The 21170-nt window shown below is 67.7% G+C and carries 21 protein-coding genes; 4 read left to right on the top strand and 17 right to left on the bottom strand.

Translation table 11 applies throughout. The annotated features are described in order from the left end of the window. Positions 1-75: 75 nt before the first annotated feature. Positions 76-2232 (bottom strand): ATP-dependent DNA helicase, encoded by a 2157-nt coding sequence (locus tag ACFQEV_RS19090; protein WP_379699960.1) that lies wholly within the window; start codon positions 2230-2232, stop codon positions 76-78. Between the two features lie 156 nt (positions 2233-2388). Between ACFQEV_RS19090 and ACFQEV_RS19085 the strand changes: the two genes are divergently transcribed. Next, entirely contained in the window at positions 2389-3228 is an 840-nt protein-coding gene (locus ACFQEV_RS19085; protein ID WP_379699480.1) for a mechanosensitive ion channel family protein, read from the top strand. A 102-nt stretch (positions 3229-3330) separates the two neighbouring features. Continuing rightward, entirely contained in the window at positions 3331-3711 is a 381-nt protein-coding gene (locus ACFQEV_RS19080) for a hypothetical protein (RefSeq protein WP_379699478.1), read from the top strand. A 9-nt stretch (positions 3712-3720) separates the two neighbouring features. Here the strand turns inward: ACFQEV_RS19080 and ACFQEV_RS19075 are convergent, their stop codons facing one another. From ACFQEV_RS19075 to ACFQEV_RS19000, 16 genes are all read right to left on the bottom strand, one after another. Continuing rightward, positions 3721-4893, bottom strand: coding sequence for an MFS transporter (locus tag ACFQEV_RS19075; RefSeq protein WP_379699476.1), 1173 nt, complete (start codon positions 4891-4893; stop codon positions 3721-3723). 111 nt (positions 4894-5004) lie between these two features. Next, the gene (argF, locus tag ACFQEV_RS19070; RefSeq protein ID WP_379699473.1) at positions 5005-5901 is read right to left on the bottom strand and encodes an ornithine carbamoyltransferase; all 897 of its coding nucleotides are present in this window, start codon (positions 5899-5901) and stop codon (positions 5005-5007) included. 15 nt (positions 5902-5916) lie between these two features. Further along, complete coding sequence (locus ACFQEV_RS19065; protein WP_379699469.1) at positions 5917-6990, bottom strand: [LysW]-lysine hydrolase; 1074 nt, start codon at positions 6988-6990, stop codon at positions 5917-5919. Continuing rightward, positions 6987-8123 carry an aspartate aminotransferase family protein gene (locus ACFQEV_RS19060; protein WP_379699466.1) on the bottom strand — a complete coding sequence of 379 codons (1137 nt, stop codon included), beginning with the start codon at positions 8121-8123 and terminating at the stop codon, positions 6987-6989. Before ACFQEV_RS19060 ends, ACFQEV_RS19065 begins: the two co-directional genes overlap by 4 nt. Further along, positions 8120-9037 carry an acetylglutamate/acetylaminoadipate kinase gene (locus tag ACFQEV_RS19055; protein ID WP_379699958.1) on the bottom strand — a complete coding sequence of 306 codons (918 nt, stop codon included), beginning with the start codon at positions 9035-9037 and terminating at the stop codon, positions 8120-8122. The genes ACFQEV_RS19060 and ACFQEV_RS19055 overlap by 4 nt, the downstream gene beginning before the upstream one ends. An 87-nt stretch (positions 9038-9124) precedes the next feature. Next, positions 9125-10174: an N-acetyl-gamma-glutamyl-phosphate reductase gene (gene argC / locus ACFQEV_RS19050; protein ID WP_379699464.1), complete on the bottom strand. Its 1050-nt coding sequence runs from the start codon at positions 10172-10174 to the stop codon at positions 9125-9127. Further along, a complete protein-coding gene (gene lysX / locus ACFQEV_RS19045) occupies positions 10171-11040 on the bottom strand; it encodes a lysine biosynthesis protein LysX (protein ID WP_379699461.1) in 870 nt (289 codons plus the stop codon). Before lysX ends, argC begins: the two co-directional genes overlap by 4 nt. A 1-nt stretch (position 11041) precedes the next feature. Further along, positions 11042-11221 carry a lysine biosynthesis protein LysW gene (gene lysW / locus ACFQEV_RS19040; protein WP_379699458.1) on the bottom strand — a complete coding sequence of 60 codons (180 nt, stop codon included), beginning with the start codon at positions 11219-11221 and terminating at the stop codon, positions 11042-11044. Between the two features lie 244 nt (positions 11222-11465). Beyond that, positions 11466-12932, bottom strand: a complete 1467-nt coding sequence (gene argH / locus ACFQEV_RS19035) for an argininosuccinate lyase (RefSeq protein ID WP_379699455.1) — start codon at positions 12930-12932, stop codon at positions 11466-11468. 4 nt (positions 12933-12936) lie between these two features. Then, complete coding sequence (locus ACFQEV_RS19030) at positions 12937-14211, bottom strand: argininosuccinate synthase (protein WP_379699452.1); 1275 nt, start codon at positions 14209-14211, stop codon at positions 12937-12939. 379 nt (positions 14212-14590) lie between these two features. Further along, positions 14591-15058: a DUF2243 domain-containing protein gene (locus ACFQEV_RS19025; RefSeq protein ID WP_379699449.1), complete on the bottom strand. Its 468-nt coding sequence runs from the start codon at positions 15056-15058 to the stop codon at positions 14591-14593. Between the two features lie 45 nt (positions 15059-15103). Further along, on the bottom strand, positions 15104-16294 hold the full coding sequence (locus tag ACFQEV_RS19020) for a cation:proton antiporter (protein ID WP_379699447.1): 1191 nt from the start codon (positions 16292-16294) through the stop codon (positions 15104-15106). 3 nt (positions 16295-16297) lie between these two features. Then, the gene (locus ACFQEV_RS19015; protein ID WP_379699445.1) at positions 16298-16783 is read right to left on the bottom strand and encodes a cation:proton antiporter regulatory subunit; all 486 of its coding nucleotides are present in this window, start codon (positions 16781-16783) and stop codon (positions 16298-16300) included. Positions 16784-16849: 66 nt separating this feature from the next. Next, positions 16850-17395 carry a dolichol kinase gene (locus ACFQEV_RS19010; protein ID WP_379699955.1) on the bottom strand — a complete coding sequence of 182 codons (546 nt, stop codon included), beginning with the start codon at positions 17393-17395 and terminating at the stop codon, positions 16850-16852. Between the two features lie 80 nt (positions 17396-17475). Beyond that, the gene (gene glyS / locus ACFQEV_RS19005; RefSeq protein ID WP_379699442.1) at positions 17476-19272 is read right to left on the bottom strand and encodes a glycine--tRNA ligase; all 1797 of its coding nucleotides are present in this window, start codon (positions 19270-19272) and stop codon (positions 17476-17478) included. 1 nt (position 19273) lies between these two features. Then, positions 19274-20119 carry a CBS domain-containing protein gene (locus ACFQEV_RS19000; protein ID WP_379699439.1) on the bottom strand — a complete coding sequence of 282 codons (846 nt, stop codon included), beginning with the start codon at positions 20117-20119 and terminating at the stop codon, positions 19274-19276. Positions 20120-20388: 269 nt separating this feature from the next. Between ACFQEV_RS19000 and ACFQEV_RS18995 the strand changes: the two genes are divergently transcribed. Then, entirely contained in the window at positions 20389-20556 is a 168-nt protein-coding gene (locus ACFQEV_RS18995; protein WP_175454459.1) for a DUF7556 family protein, read from the top strand. A gap of 194 nt (positions 20557-20750) precedes the next feature. Next, positions 20751-21170 carry a PPC domain-containing DNA-binding protein gene (locus ACFQEV_RS18990; protein ID WP_379699437.1) on the top strand — a complete coding sequence of 140 codons (420 nt, stop codon included), beginning with the start codon at positions 20751-20753 and terminating at the stop codon, positions 21168-21170.

Here is a 21170-nt window from a genome sequence, read left to right as displayed (position 1 = left end):
GTTGGGCCGAACGCGTATCAGCCGTTCGAAATGGTAGTAGTTAGCACTCGACACCCCTCCCGACGCGGCTCGGTGTCAGGGCGTCGGCGGCGCGCCGTCGTAGGCGTCGTGGTCGGCGTAGAAGTTCAGCATCGCGAACTTGAGTTTCTCCGGCGCGACGTCCACCAGTTCCGCGCGCTCCTCCGGCGGGAACGTCGAACGGACGCCGTACTTGCCCATCTCGGAACTCGCCCGCGTGTAGCGCTTGTCCGCGACGACGCGCACGCCGAAGTCCTCCGGCGACCGGATGACGCGCCCGAGGGCCTGCCGGGTCTTCCGGATCGTCGGAATCTCGACGGCGTAGCGCCACCCCGCCTTCCGCCTGTCGCCGTACGCCCTGTCGTAGGCGTCCTGTATCGCCTCCATCCGTTCCGAGAGGTGGGGGTAGGGGACGCCGACGACGACGACGGTTCGCGCGTCGTCGCCGTCGAAACTCACGCCCTCCGCGAGCGTTCCCCACAGGGAGGTGAGGAGGACCGCCCCGTCGCGCGCGACGAACTTCTGCCGCAGTTCCTCGGTGGGCGTGCCCGCCTCGTCTAAGAGGAGCCTATCGGTCACGTCCGTGCGTTCCGTGAGCCGTTCGTGGTAGCGTTCGGCCTCCGAGTACGACGGGAAGAACACGAGCGTGTTCCCCGGCGTGAACCGGGAGGCGTCCGCGAGAACGTCCGTCAGCCTCTCCTGCGTCCGCGGTTCCTCCCGTTCGCTCTTGAACAGGGCGGGCGTCTCGACGGCCAGCGTCCGGCGGTTCTCCTCGGGGTACTCCAACCCGTAGGCCATCGTCTTCGGATCCGAGAGGCCGAGAACGTCCTCCGCCACGTCGAACGGGCGGAGCGTCGCGCTCATCAGGATGCTCGCGTGCACCTCCTCGAACAGCGTCTCGGTCACCTCGCGGGGGATGCAGGTGTACAGTTCCGCCCGGCCGTATATCTCCTCGGTGCCGCCGTCGCGCCGGACCGAACACATCGGGTGCTGGCCGAGTTTCGCGCCGTCGGCCATCCACGTCGCGACGAACTCCGCGGCCTGCAGCGTCTGGCACTCCTTTCGGGTCGTCGTCTCGCCGTCCTTGTACGCCTCCTCGTACTCCCTGTCGAGGCGCTTGCCCAACTGGAGGGCGAGGTCCACCTCCGCGTCGATGCCGCGGCCCTCGTAGCGGTCGAGGAACGTCAGCGTCAACTCGTCGCGTCTGTCGCGGTTGGCGATAGAGAGGTCGTGCCAGTCGTCGCCGACCTGTTCGCGTTCGCCGAAGCCGAGGGCGTCGTCGTACGTCTCCCGAAGCGCACCGAGGAACGCCGAGAGGACGTTCCGCGCCGACTCGGTGCGGGAGTCGTCGGCGTCTTCGAGTTCGCTCAGCGCCTGTTCGAGCGTGTTCTCGGTGAGGCTCCGACTCGCGTGGTCGCGGGCGGCCGACTCGATGTTGTGCGCCTCGTCGAAGACGGTGATGACGTCCTCGGGGTCACGGTTCAACCACCGGAAGAACTGCTCGCGGATGTTCGGGTCCAAGAGGTGGTGGTAGTTGCAGACGACCAAGTCCACCTCCTCCATCCCCTCCTTCAGCAGTTCGTAGCCGCAGAGTTTCCGCTGGTCGGCGTACTCGTAGATGTCGTCGGGCGTCCGCACGTCGTCGAACAACCACTGGAAGAACTCGTCGGTGTTCTCGGTGAGGTTGTTGTGGTAGAACTCGCAGATGTTCCCCTCGCGGAGTGCTTCGAGTTCGTCCTCCAACTCGTCGAGTTCGTCCGTCACGGCGGTTCGGGCGTCGCCCGCGCCCCGTTCGCCCTCCCGCATCCGTTCGACGAGGGCGTTCGCCTGCTCCGATAGCTCCGCGCGGTCCTGTTCCTTCTCGACCAGACTGCGCGTCGTGTCGCGGAGCGTCTGACACTCCTGGTACTCCACGTCGATGTGACACATCGACGACTTCCCCTTGAAGACGACGGCGCGGATGGGTTCCTCGCGGGTGATGGCCCGCGCGTCCTCGACGAACTGGCGCATCTGCTGGTGGACGTTCGTCGTGATGACCACCGTCTTGTCCTCTCTTTGGGCGTACTCCAACGCCGGAACCAACGCCGAGAGCGTCTTGCCCGTCCCCGGCGCACCCTCGATGAGCACGTCTCGCTCCTCGTCTAGCGCCTCGGCGATGCTCGACATCGCCTCGCGCTGATTCGGATACGGCCGCTCGTACGGGAAGAACCGCATGTGCCCGCTCGTCTCTGCCACGTCCGTCCTTTGCCCGTCATCGGTTATAACGTCCCGGTTGGGGGAATACGATTCCGAGCCGGACTGTCATGTAATAGGGACAGTACGCGACGGAGCCAAAATCCCGAACAGGCGGACAGGCGTACCGGCGTGCGAATGCCGTTCTCCCTCGCCGCGTTCCCGCCCGTCGCACAGGGCGGCCTGATTCCGCCGTACGCGGAGGAACTGCTCCGGTCGTACGGAATGCTCGTCGGACGCGTCGCCGCCTTCGTCCTCGCGTTGCTCCTCGTGTGGTCGCTCGGCCGACTGCTCGTCGTCCCGTTGGTGGGGCGACTGGTGCGAGAGCGCGGGTTCGACGCGACGGTGCAGAGCCTCTCGACGGACGTGACGCACGCGCTCGTCTTCGTCCTCGCGTTGGCGCTCGCGTTCACCGTCGCCGGGTTCGGCAGCGTCATCGCCGCGTTCGGCACCGTCGCCGGTGCGCTCTCTCTGGCCCTCGGGTTCGCCGCGCAGGATCTGTTGAGCAACTTCGTCGCGGGCGTGTTCATCCTGAAGGACGAACCGTTCGAGGTGGGCGACTGGGTGGAGTGGAACGAACGGGCGGGCCGCGTCGAGGACATCGACCTGCGCGTCTCCCGCATCCGGACGTTCGACAACGAACGCGTCACCGTCCCTAACTCGGAACTCGCGGGCAACGCCGTGACGAACCCCGTCGCCTACGACACTCTCCGCCAACGCGTCACGTTCGGTATCGGCTACGACGAGGACGTCTCCCGCGTCCGCGCCGTCGTCCTTGAAGAGGCGGCGAAGAACGACGATATTCTGACCGACCCCGAACCGACCGTCATCGTCACCGAACTCGGCGACGCCGCCGTCGAACTCGAAGCCCGCTTCTGGATCGCGGACCCCTCACGGGCGAACTTCGAGGCGACGCGCTCCGATTTCGTCCAGTCCGTGAAGGAACGCCTCGGCGGCGAGGCCATCGAGGTGGCGTGAACTCCCTCCCTCGGCGTCGTTCTGCGCCGCAGGCGCACTCGAACTCTCCGCCGCGGCACGTTCCGCTCGATTGATATCGACGCCGTCGGAACCGGCTGACAGATGACGCCTTCCAATCCGCTCATCGACCCGGAAACCGGCGATATCGACTTAGAGCGACTGTACTACGAAGCGCGCCCCATCGCCGAACTGATGGTGCTTCTCGCCGGCGTGGCACTCGTCCCGTTCGCCGCCGCGTTCGCCGTCACCAGTTCGCTTATCGGGCCTCTGCTCGCGGTACTCGGCCAGTTCGTCCTCGCCGTCGGCGCGGGCGTCGTCCTCCTGTACGTCGTCTCTCGTGCGATTCAACTCGCCAGGGAGTCGAACCACGAGGACGCCGAGGAGTCGAACAGCGACGACGTCGAGGAGACGAACAGCGACGACGTCGAGGAGACGAACAACGACGACGTCGAGGAGACGAACAACGACGATGCTGACGAGTAGCGAGTCGCCTCAGTAGCCGAGTCCGAGAACTCTGTTCCCGGCGAGTAACCCGCCGGCGACGGCGAGAAGCGCCATCAGGAAGCCGAAGGAGACGGCCCACCCGAAGGCGTCCGCGAGGACGCCGACGACGACTGACCCCGACGCGGCGACGACCATGTACGTCGTCCGAATCAGGCCGAACCCGGAACTCTGCTCGGCCGCGGAGAGGTTGTCCATGAAGCGGGGGAACACTGCCGCGCCCCACCCCATCCCCAGTCCGAGCAGTCCGATGCCGGTCCACGTCCACGGCAGGCCGGGCCCGGCGACGAGGACGGCGAGGCCGGCGATGCTCGCGACCATGCACGTCCCCGCCGCCCCGTCGCGGCCGAACCGGTCCGCCGCGTCGCCGACGCCGACCTGTAGCACCCCCTGCGCGACGAAGTAGCCCGCGAACAGCGTTCCGGCGAGCGTCTGCGAGTAGCCGCGGTACTGGACGAAGAACGTCGGGAGGAAGGACGCCAACGCCTGCCACGTGAAGTCCGCGAGTGCGGCGACGACGCTCGTGAAGGCGATGCTCGGCCGGGAGAGCAGCGTCGTTATCGGCCCGAGGTCGAACCGCTCTCGCATCCGCTGGCCGGGTCGCCGCGGTTCGGTCGGGCGAATCCGCCACCAGAAGAGGGCGGCGACGGGCGCGGCGAGGGCCGCGACGAGTCCGACGGCCGTCCGCCACCCGTAGGCGACGGCGACCCACGTGACGGCGACGGGCGTCACCAGTCCCGCGAGGGGGCCGCCGGAGTTGTGCAGGCCGATGGCCTTCCCGATGTCGTCGTACGTCCGGGTGATGAGGGCGGTGGCGACGCTGTAGTGCAGGCCCGCCGCGGCCCCCAGCAGGACCGTCCCGAGGAGGAACACCGCGAATCCGGGTGCGACGGCTATCAGGAGCGTCGTGAGGCCCGTTCCGGCCACCGAGGCGAGGACGACGACGCGTTCGCCGAACCGGTCCGCGAGGACGCCGCTCGGAAACTGGACGAACGCGTACGCGACCCACATCGCCGTCAACGCACCGCCGATGAGGGAGTTCGAGATGTCCAACTCGGCGGCGATGTCGGGGATGAGGGGGCTTATCGCCAACCGACCGACCATCGTCACGAAGAACGCGACCGTACAGAGCGTCAGAACCGTCTCCTGGTATCTCCATCTCATCCGGTGAAACCCTGCTGAGACCGCACATCCGGCCTCTACCGCTCCGAACGCCCGCCGCCGGTTAAGAGACGACGAAAGGGGCCGGTACCGCCGGCTCCGTCCGCCCCCGAGTTACTCCAGCAACTCCACCAACAGCCCCTTCTGGGCGTGCAGGCGGTTCTCCGCTTGGTCCCACACGAGGGCGCGGTCGGATTCGAGAACGTCGTGGCTTATCTCCTCGCCGCGGTGGGCGGGCAGGCAGTGCATCACCTTCGCGTCCGTGCCGGAGAGGAGGTCCTCGTTCACCTGATACCCCTCGAACGCCTGCAGTTTCTCGTGGCGTTCGGACTCCTGTCCCATCGAAATCCACACGTCGGTGTAGACGACGTCGGCGTCAGAGACGGCCTCCTCCGGCGCGTCCACGATCGTCGGTTCGTGGCCCAACTCGGCGGCCTGTTCGACGCACTCGTCGGACATCCCGTAGTCGGGCGGCGTCGCCACCGTCAGGTCGAGGCCGGCCATCGCCGCGCCGACGACGAACGACTGGCCGACGTTGTTGCCGTCGCCGACCCACGCCGCCCGCACGCCGTCGAACCCGCCGAACTGTTCCTTGATGGTCAGGAGGTCCGCGAGCGTCTGGCAGGGGTGCGCGTCGTCGGTGAGGCCGTTGACGACGGGCACGTCGGCGTAGTCGGCTATCTCCACGAGGTCGTCGTGGGAGAACAGGCGCGCCATCACCACGTCCACGTACCGAGAGAGGACGCGCGAGGTATCCGAGAGGGGTTCGCCGTGACCCAGTTGGATGTCGTCGGGGCCGAGGAAGACGGCGTGGCCGCCGAGTTGGGTCATGCCCGTCTCGAAGGAGATTCGCGTCCGGGTGCTCGGCTTCTCGAACAGCATCCCCATCGTTCGCTCGGGGAGTCGAGCGTCGTCCGCGCCGCTCTTTATCGCCGCGGCGCGGTCGAGTATCGTCTGCAGTTCGTCGGTCGTGACGTCGTCGATGTCGAGGAAGTGGTCGGTTTCGAGCATCCGGATAGTCTCCAGTTAGTCGGTGAGCGTCTCGCAGACGTCCGTCAGCACCTCGATGGAACTGTCGTACTCCGCGAGGTCTACGTGTTCGTTCGGCGAGTGATCTAAGTCCGAGTCGCCGGGGCCGTACGTCGCCATGGGGCAGTCCCAGACGCCGGCGAAGATGTTCATGTCGCTGGTTCCGGTCTTCCGAAGCAGGCGGGGTTCGCCCTCCGCCTGCCGGACGGCGACGCGGAACGCCCGCGCCACCTCGGTTCGGGGACTCGTCATCACGGGCGGGATGGGCTTCTCCCAGTGGACGCTCCCGCGGGTGAGTTCGCCCTCGGCGACTTCGCGCACGTCGTCGATGGTGAGGCGCGGGGGGACGCGGAACTGCACGTCCACCGTCGCCTCCACCGCGAGGCCGTCCTCCGTGGGGCCGCCGTCGAACGTGACGGGCTTCGTCGTGACGGTGTCGAAGACGCCGTCGGACTCGTCCTCGTCGAAGAAGTCCGCGACGCGGGACCACCAGTTGACGGCCGACTGGATGGCGTTGTTCTCCGGCCGGGAGGAGTGGCCGAGTTCGCTCGTGGAGACGTACGTCCCCGAGAGGAACCCGCGGTAACCCAGCGTGATTCCGTCCCACCCGGAGGGTTCGCCGTTGACGACGGCGTCGGGTTCCGCGCGGTTCTCCGCGAGGTGCCACGCGCCGCGGGAGTCCGTCTCCTCGCCGACGACGCCGACGAAGGAGACGCCCGTCCGGACGGCGGCGACGGCCATCGCCGCGAGGGGGCCGGTCGCGTCCACGCTTCCGCGCCCCCAGAGGACGCCGTCCTCGACTTTCACGGGCACGTCGCCCGGCACGGTGTCGATGTGCGAGGTCAGGAGCACCGAGTCGTCGGCGGGCGCGCGCACGTTGCCCACCTCGTCTATCCACACCTCGCGGCCGTGTTCCTCGAAGTAGGCCTTCAGGCGTTCGGCGGCGGCCGCCTCGTCGCCCGACGGCGAGGGGATGGAGACGAGGTCCGCGAGCAGCGTCTGCGCCTCGGTCAGCCCCTCCGTCAGGCCTTCCTGCACGTCGAACGCGTCGTGGTCGAGTTCGGCGCTCATCTCAGCACCTCCGCGAACGACTCGACGAACCGGTCGGCGTGGGATTCGTCTATCGTCAACGGCGGGAGGAGGCGCACGACGGTCCGACCGGCGGGGAGCGCGAGAATCTGCTCCTTCAGCGCGAGGTTCTTCAGCACGCGGTTCGCGCCGCGCTTCACTTGGATGCCTATCATCAGGCCCTCGCCACGAACCTCCCGCACCGGCAGGTCCTCCTCCTCTGCGACGCGTTTTATCTCCGAGCGGAGGTACTCGCCCACCTCGGCGGCGTGGCCGGGCACGTCCTCCTCGACGATAGTGTCGAGCGTCGCGTTCGCCGCGGCGCAGACGACGGGGCCGCCGCTGAACGTCGACCCGTGGTTCCCGGGTTCTTCGGCTATCCAGTCTTTGACCATCGTCGCGCCGAGGGGGAGGCCGTTGGCGATGCCCTTCGCCGACGTTATCGCGTCGGGAACGACGCCGACCTGTTCGCACGCCCAGAGCGTGCCCGTCCGGCCGACGCCCGTCTGAATCTCGTCGAAGACGAGGGCCGCGCCGGCGTCTTCGGTCGCCTCGCGGGCGACTTCGAGGTACTCCGCCGTCGCGGGGTGGATGCCGCCCTCGCCCTGCACGGGTTCGAGGAACACGGCCGCCGTCTCCTCGTCCACGGCCCCGCGCAGTTCCGCGGCGTCGCCGTAGGTGACGAACTCCACGTCGCCCGCCAGCGGTTCGAACGACTCCTTGTACTCGTCCTTCCACGTCATCGCCAGAGAGCCCATCGTCCGGCCGTGGAACGCGCGCTTCGTGGCGATGATCTTCGAGCGTCCGGTCGCCGAGCGAGCGAACTTCATCGCCGCCTCGTTCGCTTCGGTGCCGGAGTTACAGAGCCAGACGTTCGAGAGGTCGCCCGGCGCGAGCGTCGCCAACTTCTCGTACAGTTCGGTCCGGGCGGCGACGGGGTACGACGCCTGCACGTACGTCAGTTTGGCCGCCTGCTCCCGTATCGCCTCGGTGACGGCGGGGTGGGAGTGGCCGAGGGCGGCGACGGCGTACGACGCGCCGAAGTCGAGGTACTCGGTGCCGTCGGGGCCGTACAGGTACGCGCCCTCGCCCGACTCGATTTCGATGGGCTTCTCCGAGAAGACGAAGCCGCTCATTCGGCGGTCACCTCCTCGTCCTCGCCCGTCTCGTCCAGCGCCGACTCGTACACGTGCGTCCCGCCGCCCGAGAGCGCTTCCACGATGGGGTCGCGGTTGTTCGCGTCGGCGACGATGACCTCCGTCGCGCCGCCGGAGAGCGCCTCCTTCGCGGCCATGACCTTCTTCGTCATGAACCCCTCCGCGGCGTCCTCCAACGCCTCGAACTCGGCGGCGGTCCTGACGGACTCGATGAGCGTCGAGTCGTCGTCGGGGTCCTCGTAGACGCCCGAGACGTCCGTGAGGACGACCAGTTGCGCGCCGAGTGCGCCCGCGACGGCCGCCGCGGCGCGGTCTGCGTCCGCGTTGACGGGAACGCCGTCGTCCGCGAGCATCGGGACGGTGACGACGGGGACGTAGCCGTCTCCGAGGAGCGTCGTCAGGAGCGACGCGTTCACGTCGGTTATCTTCCCCGAGTGGTCGCCGCGCTTTATCTTCTTCTTGCCGTCCTCGATAACGCGGACGGCGGACTTGCGGGGCCCCGTGAGGAGACCCCCGTCGACGCCCGAGAGGCCGAGGGCGTCCACGCCGGCCTCCCGCAGGGTGGCGACGATGTCCGTGTTGAGTTTCCCGGGCATCACCATCGAGAACACCTCCATCGTGCGCTCGTCGGTGAAGCGCCCGACCACGCCGCCCGGCGTCTCGACGTAGGTCGGTTCCTCGCCGAGTTCTTCGAGCGTCTCGTCTACGGCGGTCGAACCGCCGTGGACGACGACCACCTCGCGGCCGTTGGCGACGAGGTGCGCGACGTCCTGCACCGCGCCGGCCGGGTCCACGGCGCGCGCGCCGCCTATCTTCACGACGACCGGCGGGTCGTCGCTCGGCGGGTCCTCGCCGTGGTCGTCGATGACGGCCTCTCCGCCGTCGGCGAGCATCCGGTGCGTTTCCGAGTCGTTCGACTCGCGCGCTTCGCGTGCGTCGGTGGTGTCTGTGGTGTGCATCGTGTGCGTGGTCGGTCGGTATCAGGGTGCGCCGACGGGGTGGAGGCCGGTGAACTCCAGTCCCGCCGTCTCCTCTACTCCGAGGGCGACGTTCGCGGCGTGGACGGCCTGCCCCGCGGAGCCTTTCATCATGTTGTCGATGGCCGAGAAGACCACGACGCGGCGGTTGCCGGGGTCCAACTCGAAGCCGACTTCGCCGTAGTTCGTCCCGGCGACGGCCTTCGGTTCGGGGTAGCGGTAGACGCCGCCGCCCCCGGCGACGGTGCGCATGAACGGTTCGTCGGCGTAGCTTCCCCTGTAGGCCTTCCAGAGATCGCCCTTCGAGACGGGCGCGTCGGGGAAGACGTGGCAGGTGGCGCTGGCGCCGCGAACCATGTCCACGGCGTGGACGGTGAACGACACCGAGACGCCGAGGAACTGCTCTATCTCGGCCTCGTGGCGGTGGCCGGTGGGCGCGTACGGGCGGACGATGCCCGAGCGCTCGGGGTGGCTGGAGGCGTCGCCGCCGCCCGCGCCGCCCTCGGAGGACCCGACCTTCACGTCCACGACTATCTGCTCGTCGCCGGAGAGGTGTCCGGCGTCGAAAAGCGGCTTGAGGCCGAGGATGGTCGCCGTCGCGTTGCACCCGCCGGAGGCGATGAGGTCGGCGCCGGGCAGGTTCTCGCGGTTTATCTCCGGCAGGGCGTACTCCGATTTCTTGAGGTACTCGGGGCAGTCGTGCCCGTCGTACCACTCGTCGTACTGCTCCTCGGAGTTCAGGCGGAAGTCCGCCGAGAGGTCCACGACGGTGTCCGCGGCGTCCCGAAACTCGTCTATCTGCTGCATGGAGACGCCGTGAGGCGTTGCCGCGAACAGCACGTCCACCGAGTGCAGGTCCTCGGGCGAGGTGAACCGCAGGTCCATCTCGCGGAGGTTCGGGTGGACGTGGCCGACGGTCTTCCGCTCCTTGGAGCGACTCGTCGCCTGCACCACGTCGAAGTTCGGGTGCTGGTAGAGCAGACGGAGCAGTTCCCCGCCGGTGAAGCCGCTTCCGCCGACGACGGCGGCGGTGTACGTCTCGCCTGCCGTCATGCGGTGGCCTCCGCGACGTGTTCGTCGGCCTTCGCTTCCAGCCAATCGACGACTCTCGCGGGCACGTCCACGTCCACGGCCTCGTTCAGCGCCTTGAACTCGACGGTGTGGTTGACTTCGTGAACCGTGTAGTCGTCTCCCGTCTCCATCAGGTCGACGCCGAGCAGTCCGCCGCCGACGGCGTCGCTCGCTCGTTCGACCAGTTCGAGCGCCCTGTCGTCCAGCTCGAAGGCCTCGACTTCGCCGCCCTTCGCGGCGTTCGTCAGCCAGTGGTCCGAGGAGCGCGTCATCGCGGCCACGGGTTCGCCGTCGACGGCCAGAACGCGGATGTCGCGGCCGGGCTTCTCGACGAACTCCTGCACGTAGAACACCTTGTGTTGGTAGTGTCCGAGGGTGGCCTTGTGTTCGAGGATGGCTTCCGCGGCGGACTCGGAGTCCACCTTCGCCATCAGCCGCCCCCACGACCCGACGACGGGCTTCAGCACGCAGGGGTAGCCGAACTTCTCGATGGTCTCCATCGCGGAGTCGACGGTGAACGCCACCTCCGTGTTCGGCGTGGGGACGCCCGCCTGCTCCAGCGCGAGGCTGTTTTTCACCTTGTCGGCGCAGACGTCCGCCGTCTCGGAACTGTTGACGACGGGCACGTCGTAGGCGTCGAGGAACTGCGTGATGTACAGACTCCGGCTGGTCGCCAGACAGCGGTCGACGACGATGTCCACGTCCTCGAACGCCGCCGGCGGTTCGCTGATGTTGAACTGCTCCTTCCGGACGTCTATCTTCGCCACCTCGTGCCCGCGCTCGCGGAGTTCCGAGAGCAGGAGTTTCTCGTCCCTCCGAATCCGGGAGTAGAGCAGTCCAACCTTCATCTCACTCGCCCCAGTCCTCTTCGAGCTCGGGTGCTTCTTCCAGTGTCACGGGGTCCAGAGAGACGACTTCCAACTCCGCGCCCGTGGCGGGGCTGTCCACGATCTCGCCGACTTCCACGTCGGCGGGGAGTTCGATTTCCTCTCCGGTCAGCGGATCTTCGGCGGTAATGGTTTCTGCCATCGTATCTTCGGCTGAGCGAGGCAGAGACTTAAACCCATCGAACTTATCATCGAAATTAAAAGAACAAAGAAGCCTCTCTCGACTTCAGAGAGGCGAACAAACCGGCCGTGTGGAAAGTGTGTCAGATTCCATATGTTATTCGTCCCCGAGAGGGGACGGCGGTCGTGGCGGTCGCGGCACTCGTCGAAGTGGCTCTCGGTCGGTCCGTCGTTCGGGCGTCCTGACGGACGCGCGGGTGGTGGGTTCAGACACGGGCGTTCACCTCCGCCGCGAGTTTCTCGTCTGCCGATTCGAGGGCCGCGGTGCGTTCGGCGTGGCCCTCCCCGTGAGCGTCGAGGCGCCCCGCCGCGTCGTCGAGTTGCGTCGCCACCGCCTCCGGGGCGGGACCGCCCGCGGAGTCTCGACTGGCGACGCTGTAGGCGGGGTCGAGCGTCCGTTCGACGTGCTCACGGCTCACGTATTCGAACAGGGTGTCGCCTAAAACGTCCTCTGCGACCGCGTCAAGTGTTGCGAGATCCGGCGTCTCGCCGTCGGCGCGGTTCGCCGCCTCCGCGACCACCTCGTGGGCGGTGCGGAACGGCAGTCCGGCCATCGCGAGGGCGTCCGCGACGCCCGTCGCCGTCGAGAACCCCTCGCTCGCGGCGTCCGCGAGGGTCTCCTCGGGCCACTCGGCGGTGGCGACGGCCCCGGCGGCGACTTCCGTCGCGGCCGACACGTCGTCCACTGCACGCCACGCGTGCGGCGTCGCGCGTTGCAGGTCGCGGTTGTACGCCCGGGGGAGGCCCTTCAGCGTCGTCAGTAGGCCGTTGAGTCCCGAGACGGCGTCGCCCGCGGTGGCGCGGACGAGTTCGAGCGTGTCGGGGTTGACCTTCTGCGGCATGATGGAGGACGTAGAGGAGTAGTCGTCCGAGAGGTCGACGTACCCCTTGTTGGCGAAGATGACCAGGTCCTCCGCGAGGCCGGAGAGCGTCACCGCGTGCGTCGAGAGCGCCGACAGCGACTCCGCGAGGAAGTCCCGCGCGGAGGAGGCGTCCATCGAGTTGCCGAGGACGCCGTCGAAGCCCAGCAGTTCCGCCGTCCTCTCGCAGTCCACGTCGAACGGCGTCCCGGCGAACGCCGCCGCGCCGAGGGGCGAGACGTTCGTCCGGTCGTAGGCGTCGAGGAGTCGGGCGGTGTCGCGGGCGAACGCCGCCTCGTACGACAGGAGGAAGTGCGCGACGGTGGTGGGCTGGGCGGGTTGCAGGTGCGTGTAGCCCGGCATCACCGTCTCGACGTGTTCCTCGGCCGTCTCTACCAGCGCTTCGCGGAGCGCCAGCGTCGATTCGACGGCCGAGAGGAGGTCACGGCGCAAGCGGTAGCGGATGCAGGCGGCCACCTCGTCGTTGCGACTGCGGGCCGTGTGCATCTTCCCGCCGTCGGGGCCGACGCGTTCGATGACGGCCGTCTCGATGGCCTCGTGGACGTCTTCGCCGTCGGGAAGCGCGCCGTGGCCCGCCGCCTCGACGTCTTCGAGGGCGGCGAGGACGTCGGCGGCCACCGCGGACTCGACGATACCCCGCTCTTCGAGCATCACCACGTGCGCGCGGTCCACGGCCACGTCGGCCGCGAAGATGCGTTCGTCGGCCGCGAGGCTCGACATGAACTCGCGCGCGGGGCCGCCGCTGAACCGGTCGCGGCGGACCACTCCGCTCGACTCCTCGTTGCTCGTCATCCGTTTATTCCTCGTCGCCAGACTGCGTCTGGCCGCCCGCCGAGGTTTCCTCGGCGACGTCGTCGCCGCCGTCGGTGGCGAGTCCGGGCTTGTCCTTCGTCGCGTTCTCGTAGGCGGCGTTGGCGAGGCGCGACTGGAAGCCGTGGTACTTGGCGACGCCGGTGGCGTCCTCCTGGGTGATGTCGCCGACCGTCTTCGTGTTGAACGAGGCGGCCTCCTCGGAGTACACCGAGAAGTCGGACTCGCGGGCGACGGGGCGGGCGCGCCCGCCGTCGAACTTGATGGTGACCTTCCCGGTCACTCTCGTCTGCGTCTCGGCGATGAAGCCCTCCAGCGCCTTCACGATGGGCGCGTCAACGAGGCCCTGATACCCCTTGTTGGACCATTGCTGGTCCACCTGCGCTTTGAAGTCGCGCTCCTCCTTCGTGAGGACGAGCTGTTCGAGCGCCTCGTGCGCCGTCAGGAGCGTCGTCGCCGCCGGGTGCTCGTAGTTCTCGCGCACCTTCAGACCGAGCATGCGGTCCTCCATCATGTCGGTGCGGCCGACGCCGTACTGCCCGGCGAGTTCGTTGAGGTGTTCGATGAGCGCGGCGGGGTCCATCTCCTCGCCGTCCACGGCGACGGGGTATCCGTTCTCGAACTCGATGTCGACGGTGCCCGTCTCGCCCTGCGGCGTCTCGGTCCACTCGTAGATGTCCTCCGGCGGGACGTGGCTCGGGTCTTCGAGCTCCCCGCCCTCGATGGAGCGACTCCAGAGGTTCGTGTCGATGGACCAGACGCCGTCGTTACCGCTCTGGACCGGGAGGCCCTTCTCGTCGGCGTACTGCTTCTCCCACTCGCGGGTCAGGCCCATCTCGCGGACGGGCGCGACCACGTCGAGGTCGGAGGCGCGCCAGACCGTCTCGAAGCGGAGCTGGTCGTTGCCCTTCCCGGTGCAACCGTGCGCGAGGGCGTCGCAGCCCTCCTCCTTCGCCACGTCGAGGATGGCGTTGGCGATGACCGGGCGCGCCAGCGCCGTCCCGAGGGGGTAGCCCTGGTACGTCGCGTTCGCGCGAACCGAGTCGAAACACAGCTCCGCGAACTCGTCTTTCGCGTCGACGACGTGCAGGTCGAGTCCGTGCGCGTCTGCCGTCTCCTTCGCCTCCTCGAACTCCGATTCCGGCTGTCCCACGTCCACCGTCACGCCGACTACCTCGTCGTAGCCGTACTCCTCTTTCAGGAGCGAGACGCATACTGTCGTGTCGAGTCCGCCGGAGAACGCGAGTGCCACGCTTGTCATGTACCTCCGTATCGTGTCCTCTCCCGTATAAAATACACGATTCTGTCCGGAGGAATAAACACGTAGAGATGCCTATAGGGTCGCTAGTGGCTGTTGAGTTCGTTTCGTCGAAACCGCCGGAAAGTGTAGTATAGTTGGCCCTAACGGGCCGGTCGTCGTCGTCGCGCGCCGGTCTGCGGGCGCGGCGGAGCGAGAAGAACGGTCGCCTCGGCGTCCGTACGACCGAGACGCGCGGCTCCGGAGGTGCCGAACCGTCCGGCGTCCGAGAGCCGCGTCATTGGTACTTCGAACCGAACGCGGCCTATTAAACGCTTTCGGGGGCGCAAACCTTGCCGAACCGCGCTCTCCGGCGTTCTCCTCGCGCGCACGAGCGGTTCCATCAGTCCGCGCTCCGCGACTCGGTGAGGACCAAGATTCCGGCGCCCAGCAAGAGGAGACTCGCGCCCACCCAGTGGGGGTTCAAAGACGGGTCGCCGTGGACGACTTCGTGGATGTGGAGGACGTAGTGGTCCACGACGCCGTCGAAGACGTTGAACAGGCCCGCGCCGACGAGGACGCTCCCGACGAGTCGCACGCCCGAGTACGGTTCCTCGGCGCGGTTGACCGCCCGCCAGACGACCGCCGCGCCGACGGCCATCGCGCCGAGTGCGCCGAGCGAGAACACCCCGTCGTAGAAGATGTTCGTCCGCAACCCCGAGAGCGTCGTCGGTGTATAGAGCGACGATAGCAGGTGGTGCCACTGGAGGACGAGGTGAAAGAGCAGGACGTCGAACAACGCCCCGAATCCGAAGCCGAGCGCTCCGCCTCCCAGCAGGACGGTTCGCTCCTCGCGGGGGTGACTGCGCACGGGTCACGTTCGGCGCTCTCCGTGAAATGTCTGCGGCCCGAACGCTCACCTCGCCTCCGAGTCGCCGCGGCGCAGCAGACGCTCCACGGCGTCGGAACGCTCCATCAGCACGGTTCCGAGCGCGCTCATCACGAGGACGTAGCCGACGGCGAACGCGGGGATGACCTCCCGCATCACCCGCGTGGACCCGCCCGCCGCCAACGCCGCGATGACGAGGGAGAACTCCCCGCGCGGGACCATCCCGACGCCGACGCGGAGCGACCGCCGCGCCGTGAGGTCGTACACCCGGCCGCCGAGGTAGCCCGTCAGCACCTTCGTCGGCGTCGTCACGAGGACGGCGACGGCCAACGGGACGACGACGGCGGCCAGCAGTCGCGGGTCGGTGCCGACGCCTATCCAGAAGAAGAAGACGGCGGCGAACACGTCCCTGACGGGGGTCAGTTGGCGTTCGATTCGCTCGCGGTGACCGCTGGTCGAGAAGCCCATCCCGACGAAGAACGCCGCGACGGCCTCGCTGACGCCGAGGGCGAGGGCGACGCCCGCGACGGGGACGACGACGCCGAGCGTTCGGAGGACGAACGGTTCGGGGTCCGACACGTCGAGGACGCGCGCGAAGAAGGCCGTCCCGTACTGCACGACGACGAGCAACGCGCCGAGGAAGCCGAACGCTATCGCGACGCCTTCCGCGACCGATTCGAGGCCCTCGCCGCCGACGACCAAGGAGGTGACGAGAGCGAGGTAGGCGGCCATCACCAAGTCCTCGAAGACGAGGGTGCCCAGAATCGGCTCCGATTCGGGGTTCGCAATCCAGCCGAGGTCTATCACCGTCTTCGTGATGATGGCCGACGAGGAGACGTAGACGATGCCGCCGAGGAGTAGCGACTCCACCACCGACCACCCCAGGAGGAGGCCGATGCCCACCCCGACGGGGAGGTTCACCGCGATGTCTATCGCGCCCGCGCGCGTGATGTTCCGTCTCGACTGCAGGAGCCTATCGAGGCTGAACTCCAAGCCGAGGAAGAAGAGCAAGAGGACGATGCCCAACTCCGCGAACAGCGTCACGACTTCGCCGTTCTCGACGTACGGCAGGCCCGCCCGCCCGGCGACGTACGGACCGGCGAGGACCCCCCCGATGACGTACAGGGGAATGACCGACAGGCCGAAGCGGAGTGCAACGGCGCCCGCGACGGCGACGACGACGAACAACTCGCCCAGCGACAGAAGCCCCGCCGCCATCGCTCACTCGTCCTCGACGTACGCCTCGAGTTCCTCGCAGGCGTCCTTCCGACCGATGATGACGAGCGTATCGCCCGCCCGGATTCGGGTGTCGCCGCCGGGCGAGGCGAACACCTCCTCGTCGCGTTCGACGGCGATGACGGACGCGCCCGTCTCGTTGCGGAAGTCCGACTCCGCCAGCGTCTTGCCCGCGACGGGGGAGTCAGCGCCGACTTCGACCCAGTTCAACACGGTGCCGTCCCCGAGTCTCGTCTCTATCTCCTGCATCTGGACGGGTTGGAAGTACGCCCCCTCCAGCAACGTGCCGACCTGCCGCGCCAGTTGGTCGGACAACTCGAACAGTTTCTCGGAGTCGCTGTCGGGGTCCGGCCGCAGGAACACCTCGCGCCGTCCGGTGTTGTGCGTGACGATGACGAGTCGGCCCCCGTCGTCTAAGTCCACCTCGTGTTTCTTCCCCACGCCGGGCAGGTCGCTCTCGTAGACTGTCATGTCGTGACGTAGGTCGCGGCCGGTAAAAACACCCCGTGGCCGTCCGCCGAGGACGCCGCCGCCGCCTCACCCGACGGCGAACAGGACGCCCGCGATGGCGAGACAGGCCGTCGGCGGAATCGACAGGTTGTCGTCCACGACGTAGCCCGCGACGACGGGCTTCACCCCGTCGGCCAGCGTCGCGCCCAACGCGCCCGCGACGGCGGCGACGCTCCCGACGACCGGTCCCGCCGCGGGGACGAGAAACGGCAGTCCGACGCCGAGACAGACGAGGAACATCGCCGCCAGCGTCGAGACGCGCTTCCGTTCGCCCGCCTCCCGCGTCCGTCCGAGCAGACCGCTCACCGGGTCGCCGATGGCGAGCATCAGCATCCCCGGCACGGCGATTTCCGGTCGAAACACGAGTGCGACGGCGGTGGTGCTGAAGATGTACAGCGCGTACCCCGCGGGGTTCGTCTCCTCGTAGGAGCGGGTGAGTTCGTCGAACACCTTCCAGTCGAGGCCGACGACCAGCCGAATCACCTCCAGTCCGGCGACGACGGCGGAGAGGCCGAGCATCATCCAGCCGAGCTGCCGCCACGTCAGGAGGCCCAGCAGGTACGGGAGGGGCAGTCCGACGCCGCAGGCGTGGACGAGGCGGCGCTTCACCTCGCTCTCGCTCGGACGGGCGGGGGCGGGAGCACTCACGCTCGTTACGCGTCCGCGCCCGCGGTGACTTCCTCGTACGTCTGGGCCACCTCGTCGAACGACCGGTCCCCGTCGCGGAGTGCGCGGAGTTGGCCGACGAGTTCGGCGACGGGAACGCGAACCTGCCGCCCGGAGTCGCGCGCGCGGACGGTGACGGTGTCGGGGCCGTTGCCCTCGATGCCGTCGCGGTCCACCGTCACGCAGAACGGCGTCCCGACTTCGTCCTGCCGGCGGTAGCGCCGCCCGATGCTGCCGGAGTCGTCGTAGACGACCGAGAACCCAGCGTCGCGCAGTTGCTCGACCACGTCCTCGGAGCGCGCTATCAGTTCGTCGACGTTGCTGACGAGGGGGAACACGCCCACGTCGGTGGGGGCGACGCCCGGTTCCAAGGAGAGGTACGTCCGCTCCTCGCCGTCCACCTCGTCCTCGCTGTAGGCGTGCGCCAGCAGGGTGTAGACGGTCCTATCGACGCCGAACGACGGTTCGACCACGTGCGGCGTGATGTGCTTGCCCGCGATGGTCTGCTCTTCGACGCGGAAGTTCGTCACCTCCGTCTCGACGGCGAACTCCTCGCCGCCGACTTCGACCGTCACCTCGTCGCCGTCGAAGGCGTCGGGGTTCCGTTCCGCCAGCGTCTCCAACGCCTCCGCGATGTCGGCGGCCTTCCCGCCGAACTCCGGCCCCAGAACGCTCATGTCGGGTTCCACGACGGCGCGTTCGACCGTCTTCGGTTCGTCGTACTGGCGGAAGACGGTGAAGTCGTCGTCGCCGTACTCGCCGTGCTTCGAGAGGTCGTAGTCGCCGCGGTAGGCGAAGCCCGCGATTTCGATCCAGTCGCCGTCCACCTCGCTCTCGGCGTCCCAGCAGTCCGCGGCGTAGTGGGCGCGTTCGCCGGTGAGGTGTTGGCGGAACCGGAAGCGGTCCATGTCCACGCCGACCCATTCGTACCAGCCTTGGGCGATGCCGAGGAAGTAGCCGACCCACGCGTTGCCGATAATTCCCTCCTCGACTGCCTCGCCGATGGTCGTCTCGACGTACTCGCCGTCGTCCTTCTGCTGTTCCGCGGCGGGGTAGAGGACGACGTCCACGTCCTCGACGGCCGAGAGGTCGGGTTCGTCGCGTTCGGGGTCGACGAACTGCTCTAACTCCGCCTGCGTGAACTCGCGGGTGCGGACGATGCTCTTCCGCGGCGAGATCTCGTTGCGGTACGCCCGGCCGATCTGGGTCACGCCGAACGGGAGGCTGTTTCGGGCGTACTCCTTGATGCGCGGGAACTCCACGAAGATGCCCTGCGCCGTCTCCGGGCGGAGGTAGCCCGGCGTCGAGGAGCCGGGACCGATGTTCGTCTCGAACATGAGATTGAAGTCCTCGACGGACTCCCCCGCGAGTTCCGCGCCGCAGTTCGGGCACCGCAGGTCGTTGTCCGCGATGAGGGACTCGACTTCCTCGACGGGGTATGACTCGGCGTCCTCGATGTCGGTCTCGTCCTCGATGAGGTGGTCCGCGCGGTGGGACTCACCGCACTCGGGGCACTCCACGAGCATGTCGTCGAAGCCGTCGAGGTGACCCGACGCCTCGAAGACCGGTTCGGGCATGATGGTCGGCGCTTCGATTTCGAGGTTCCCCTCCTTGACCGTGAACCGGTCGCGCCACGCCTCTTCGACGTTGCTCTTCAGGGCCGCGCCCTGCGGACCGAACGTGTAGAAGCCCGCCGCGCCGCCGTAGGCGGCGTTCGACCCGAAGAAGTAACCGCGGCGCTTGGCCAGTTCCGCGAGTCGTTCGCCTTCGGTTCGCTCCGGCATCTCACAACGCCTCCAGCAGGTCGATGTCGCGGACGATGCCGAGGAGTTGGTCACCGCCGACGAGCGGAATCTGTTCGATGTCCTCGGTTATCATCGCCTGCGCGGCCTCCTTGGCGGACTTCCGCTTCGAGACGGTCACCATCTCGGTGCTCATGAACTCCGAGACGGGTTCGACGGGAATCTCCACGTTCCGGGTCGGCACGTAGCGGTTGCCGACGCCTTGGATTCCCTCCCACATCCAGTCGTCCTCCTGTCCGGCCACCGAGTCGCCGGTGCCGTCCTCGCCCTCGACGACGCGGGCGACTTCGATGATGTCCACCTCGGTGAGGATGCCGGCCATCCCGCCCTCCTCGCCCAGTGCGACGGCGTAGGGGACGTTCGCGTAGTATATCTCGCGCTCGGCCACCGTCAACGGCGTCTCGACCCACGTCGTGTTCACGTCGCTCGTGGCCACCTCGTCGGCCGTCGCGTCGCACTCGACTTCGCCGCGGGCGATGGCGCGAACCACGTCGGTGACGGTGACGATACCCTCCAGTTCCCCGTCCACGACGGGGATGCGCCGGTACCCCTCCTCGACCATCAGGCGGGCCACGTCCTCGACGGACGTGTCCCGCGTCGTCGTGGGAACGTCGTTCATCAGGACGGCGAGTTGGTCCTCGTCGGGGTGTTCGATGAGGTCCTCCCGCGATATCAGGCCGCGGTACTCCTCTCTGTCCTCGTCCCGCTTGACGACCGGTACGGAGGAGAAGCCGCGCTCTTGGAGATACTCAAGAACGTCGTCGCGCGTCCCCGGGAGTTCGACCGTAACGACGTCCTCTCGGGGGGTCATCGCGTCGGCTACGTGCATACCGCGCCATACTGCCCGCCACCTCTTGTAGTCTGCGAACGTCTGCGACGATTTCCCGCGGACGCGACGCCGACGCCCCCGACCCGCACCCGCGCCCGGAAACTCCCCGGACCTACGGTGGTCGTCCGTCGAACTCTCCTCCACTGAGACTCGAAATACACCACCATCACTGGAATTTTCCCCGCATGTCGGAACATATTTCCGAGTAAGCCTACGAAGAGAACAGTCATTCCGACGGGTTTATATACGAGTGTTACACACTATCAAACATGACGCCGAATGCGACGGCGAATATCGGTGCGACGCGCGCCGAGGTCATGGCCTCGGTGGACTCCAGTCCCTCCCGTTCGGAGTTCATCATCGCGGACATCTCCCGCGACGAGGCGTGGATTTCGATGCGGGTAGAGGACGCGCCGTCGCTTCCGGAGTGGGCCTGAACGCTCGGGCCCGTCGGTCCGGGGGCGCGGGCACGTCCCCGGATCGGTTCCGACCGCTTCGACGTACGACGTACCACGAACGACGCACGACGGCCCGGCCGACGGGCCGGAACCCTTCTCCGAAGCCGACTCCCGAGGGTCGCACGTCCCGACGAGACTGAAGGTTTTTGGTGGCGTCCGCCGTTGTCGGTCCCATGAACTATCGGGAGGTCGAGTCCAGCCGCGAGTTTCTCGTCTCGCTGGACAACGGCGCGGACTGGCGCGAGGAGATAGAGGAGTTCGCCGAACTCGAAGACATCGAGTCGGCGTGGTTCAACGCGATGGGCGCGGTGCAGGACGCCGACGTCTGGTTCTACGACCAAGACGAGAAGGAGTACCGCTCGGTGACGTTCGACGAACCCCTCGAAGTCGCCGCCTGCGTCGGCAACGTCGCCCTCCTCGACGGCGAACCGTTCGCCCACACCCACGCGGTCCTCTCCCGCCGAAGCGGGCAGTCGCTCGCGGGCCACCTCAACGCCGGCACCGTCTTCGCCGGCGAGATGTACATCCGCGCGTTCGACGAACCCCTCGAACGGGAACACGACGACGTGACCGACCTCGACCTCTGGTTGTAA

The sequence above is a fragment of the Halopelagius fulvigenes genome (assembly GCF_042662625.1).
Taxonomy (GTDB): Archaea; Halobacteriota; Halobacteria; order Halobacteriales; family Haloferacaceae; genus Halopelagius; species Halopelagius fulvigenes.
The sequence above is the reverse complement of the archived record's forward strand: the minus strand, read 5'-3'. Positions and strand labels throughout refer to the sequence as shown.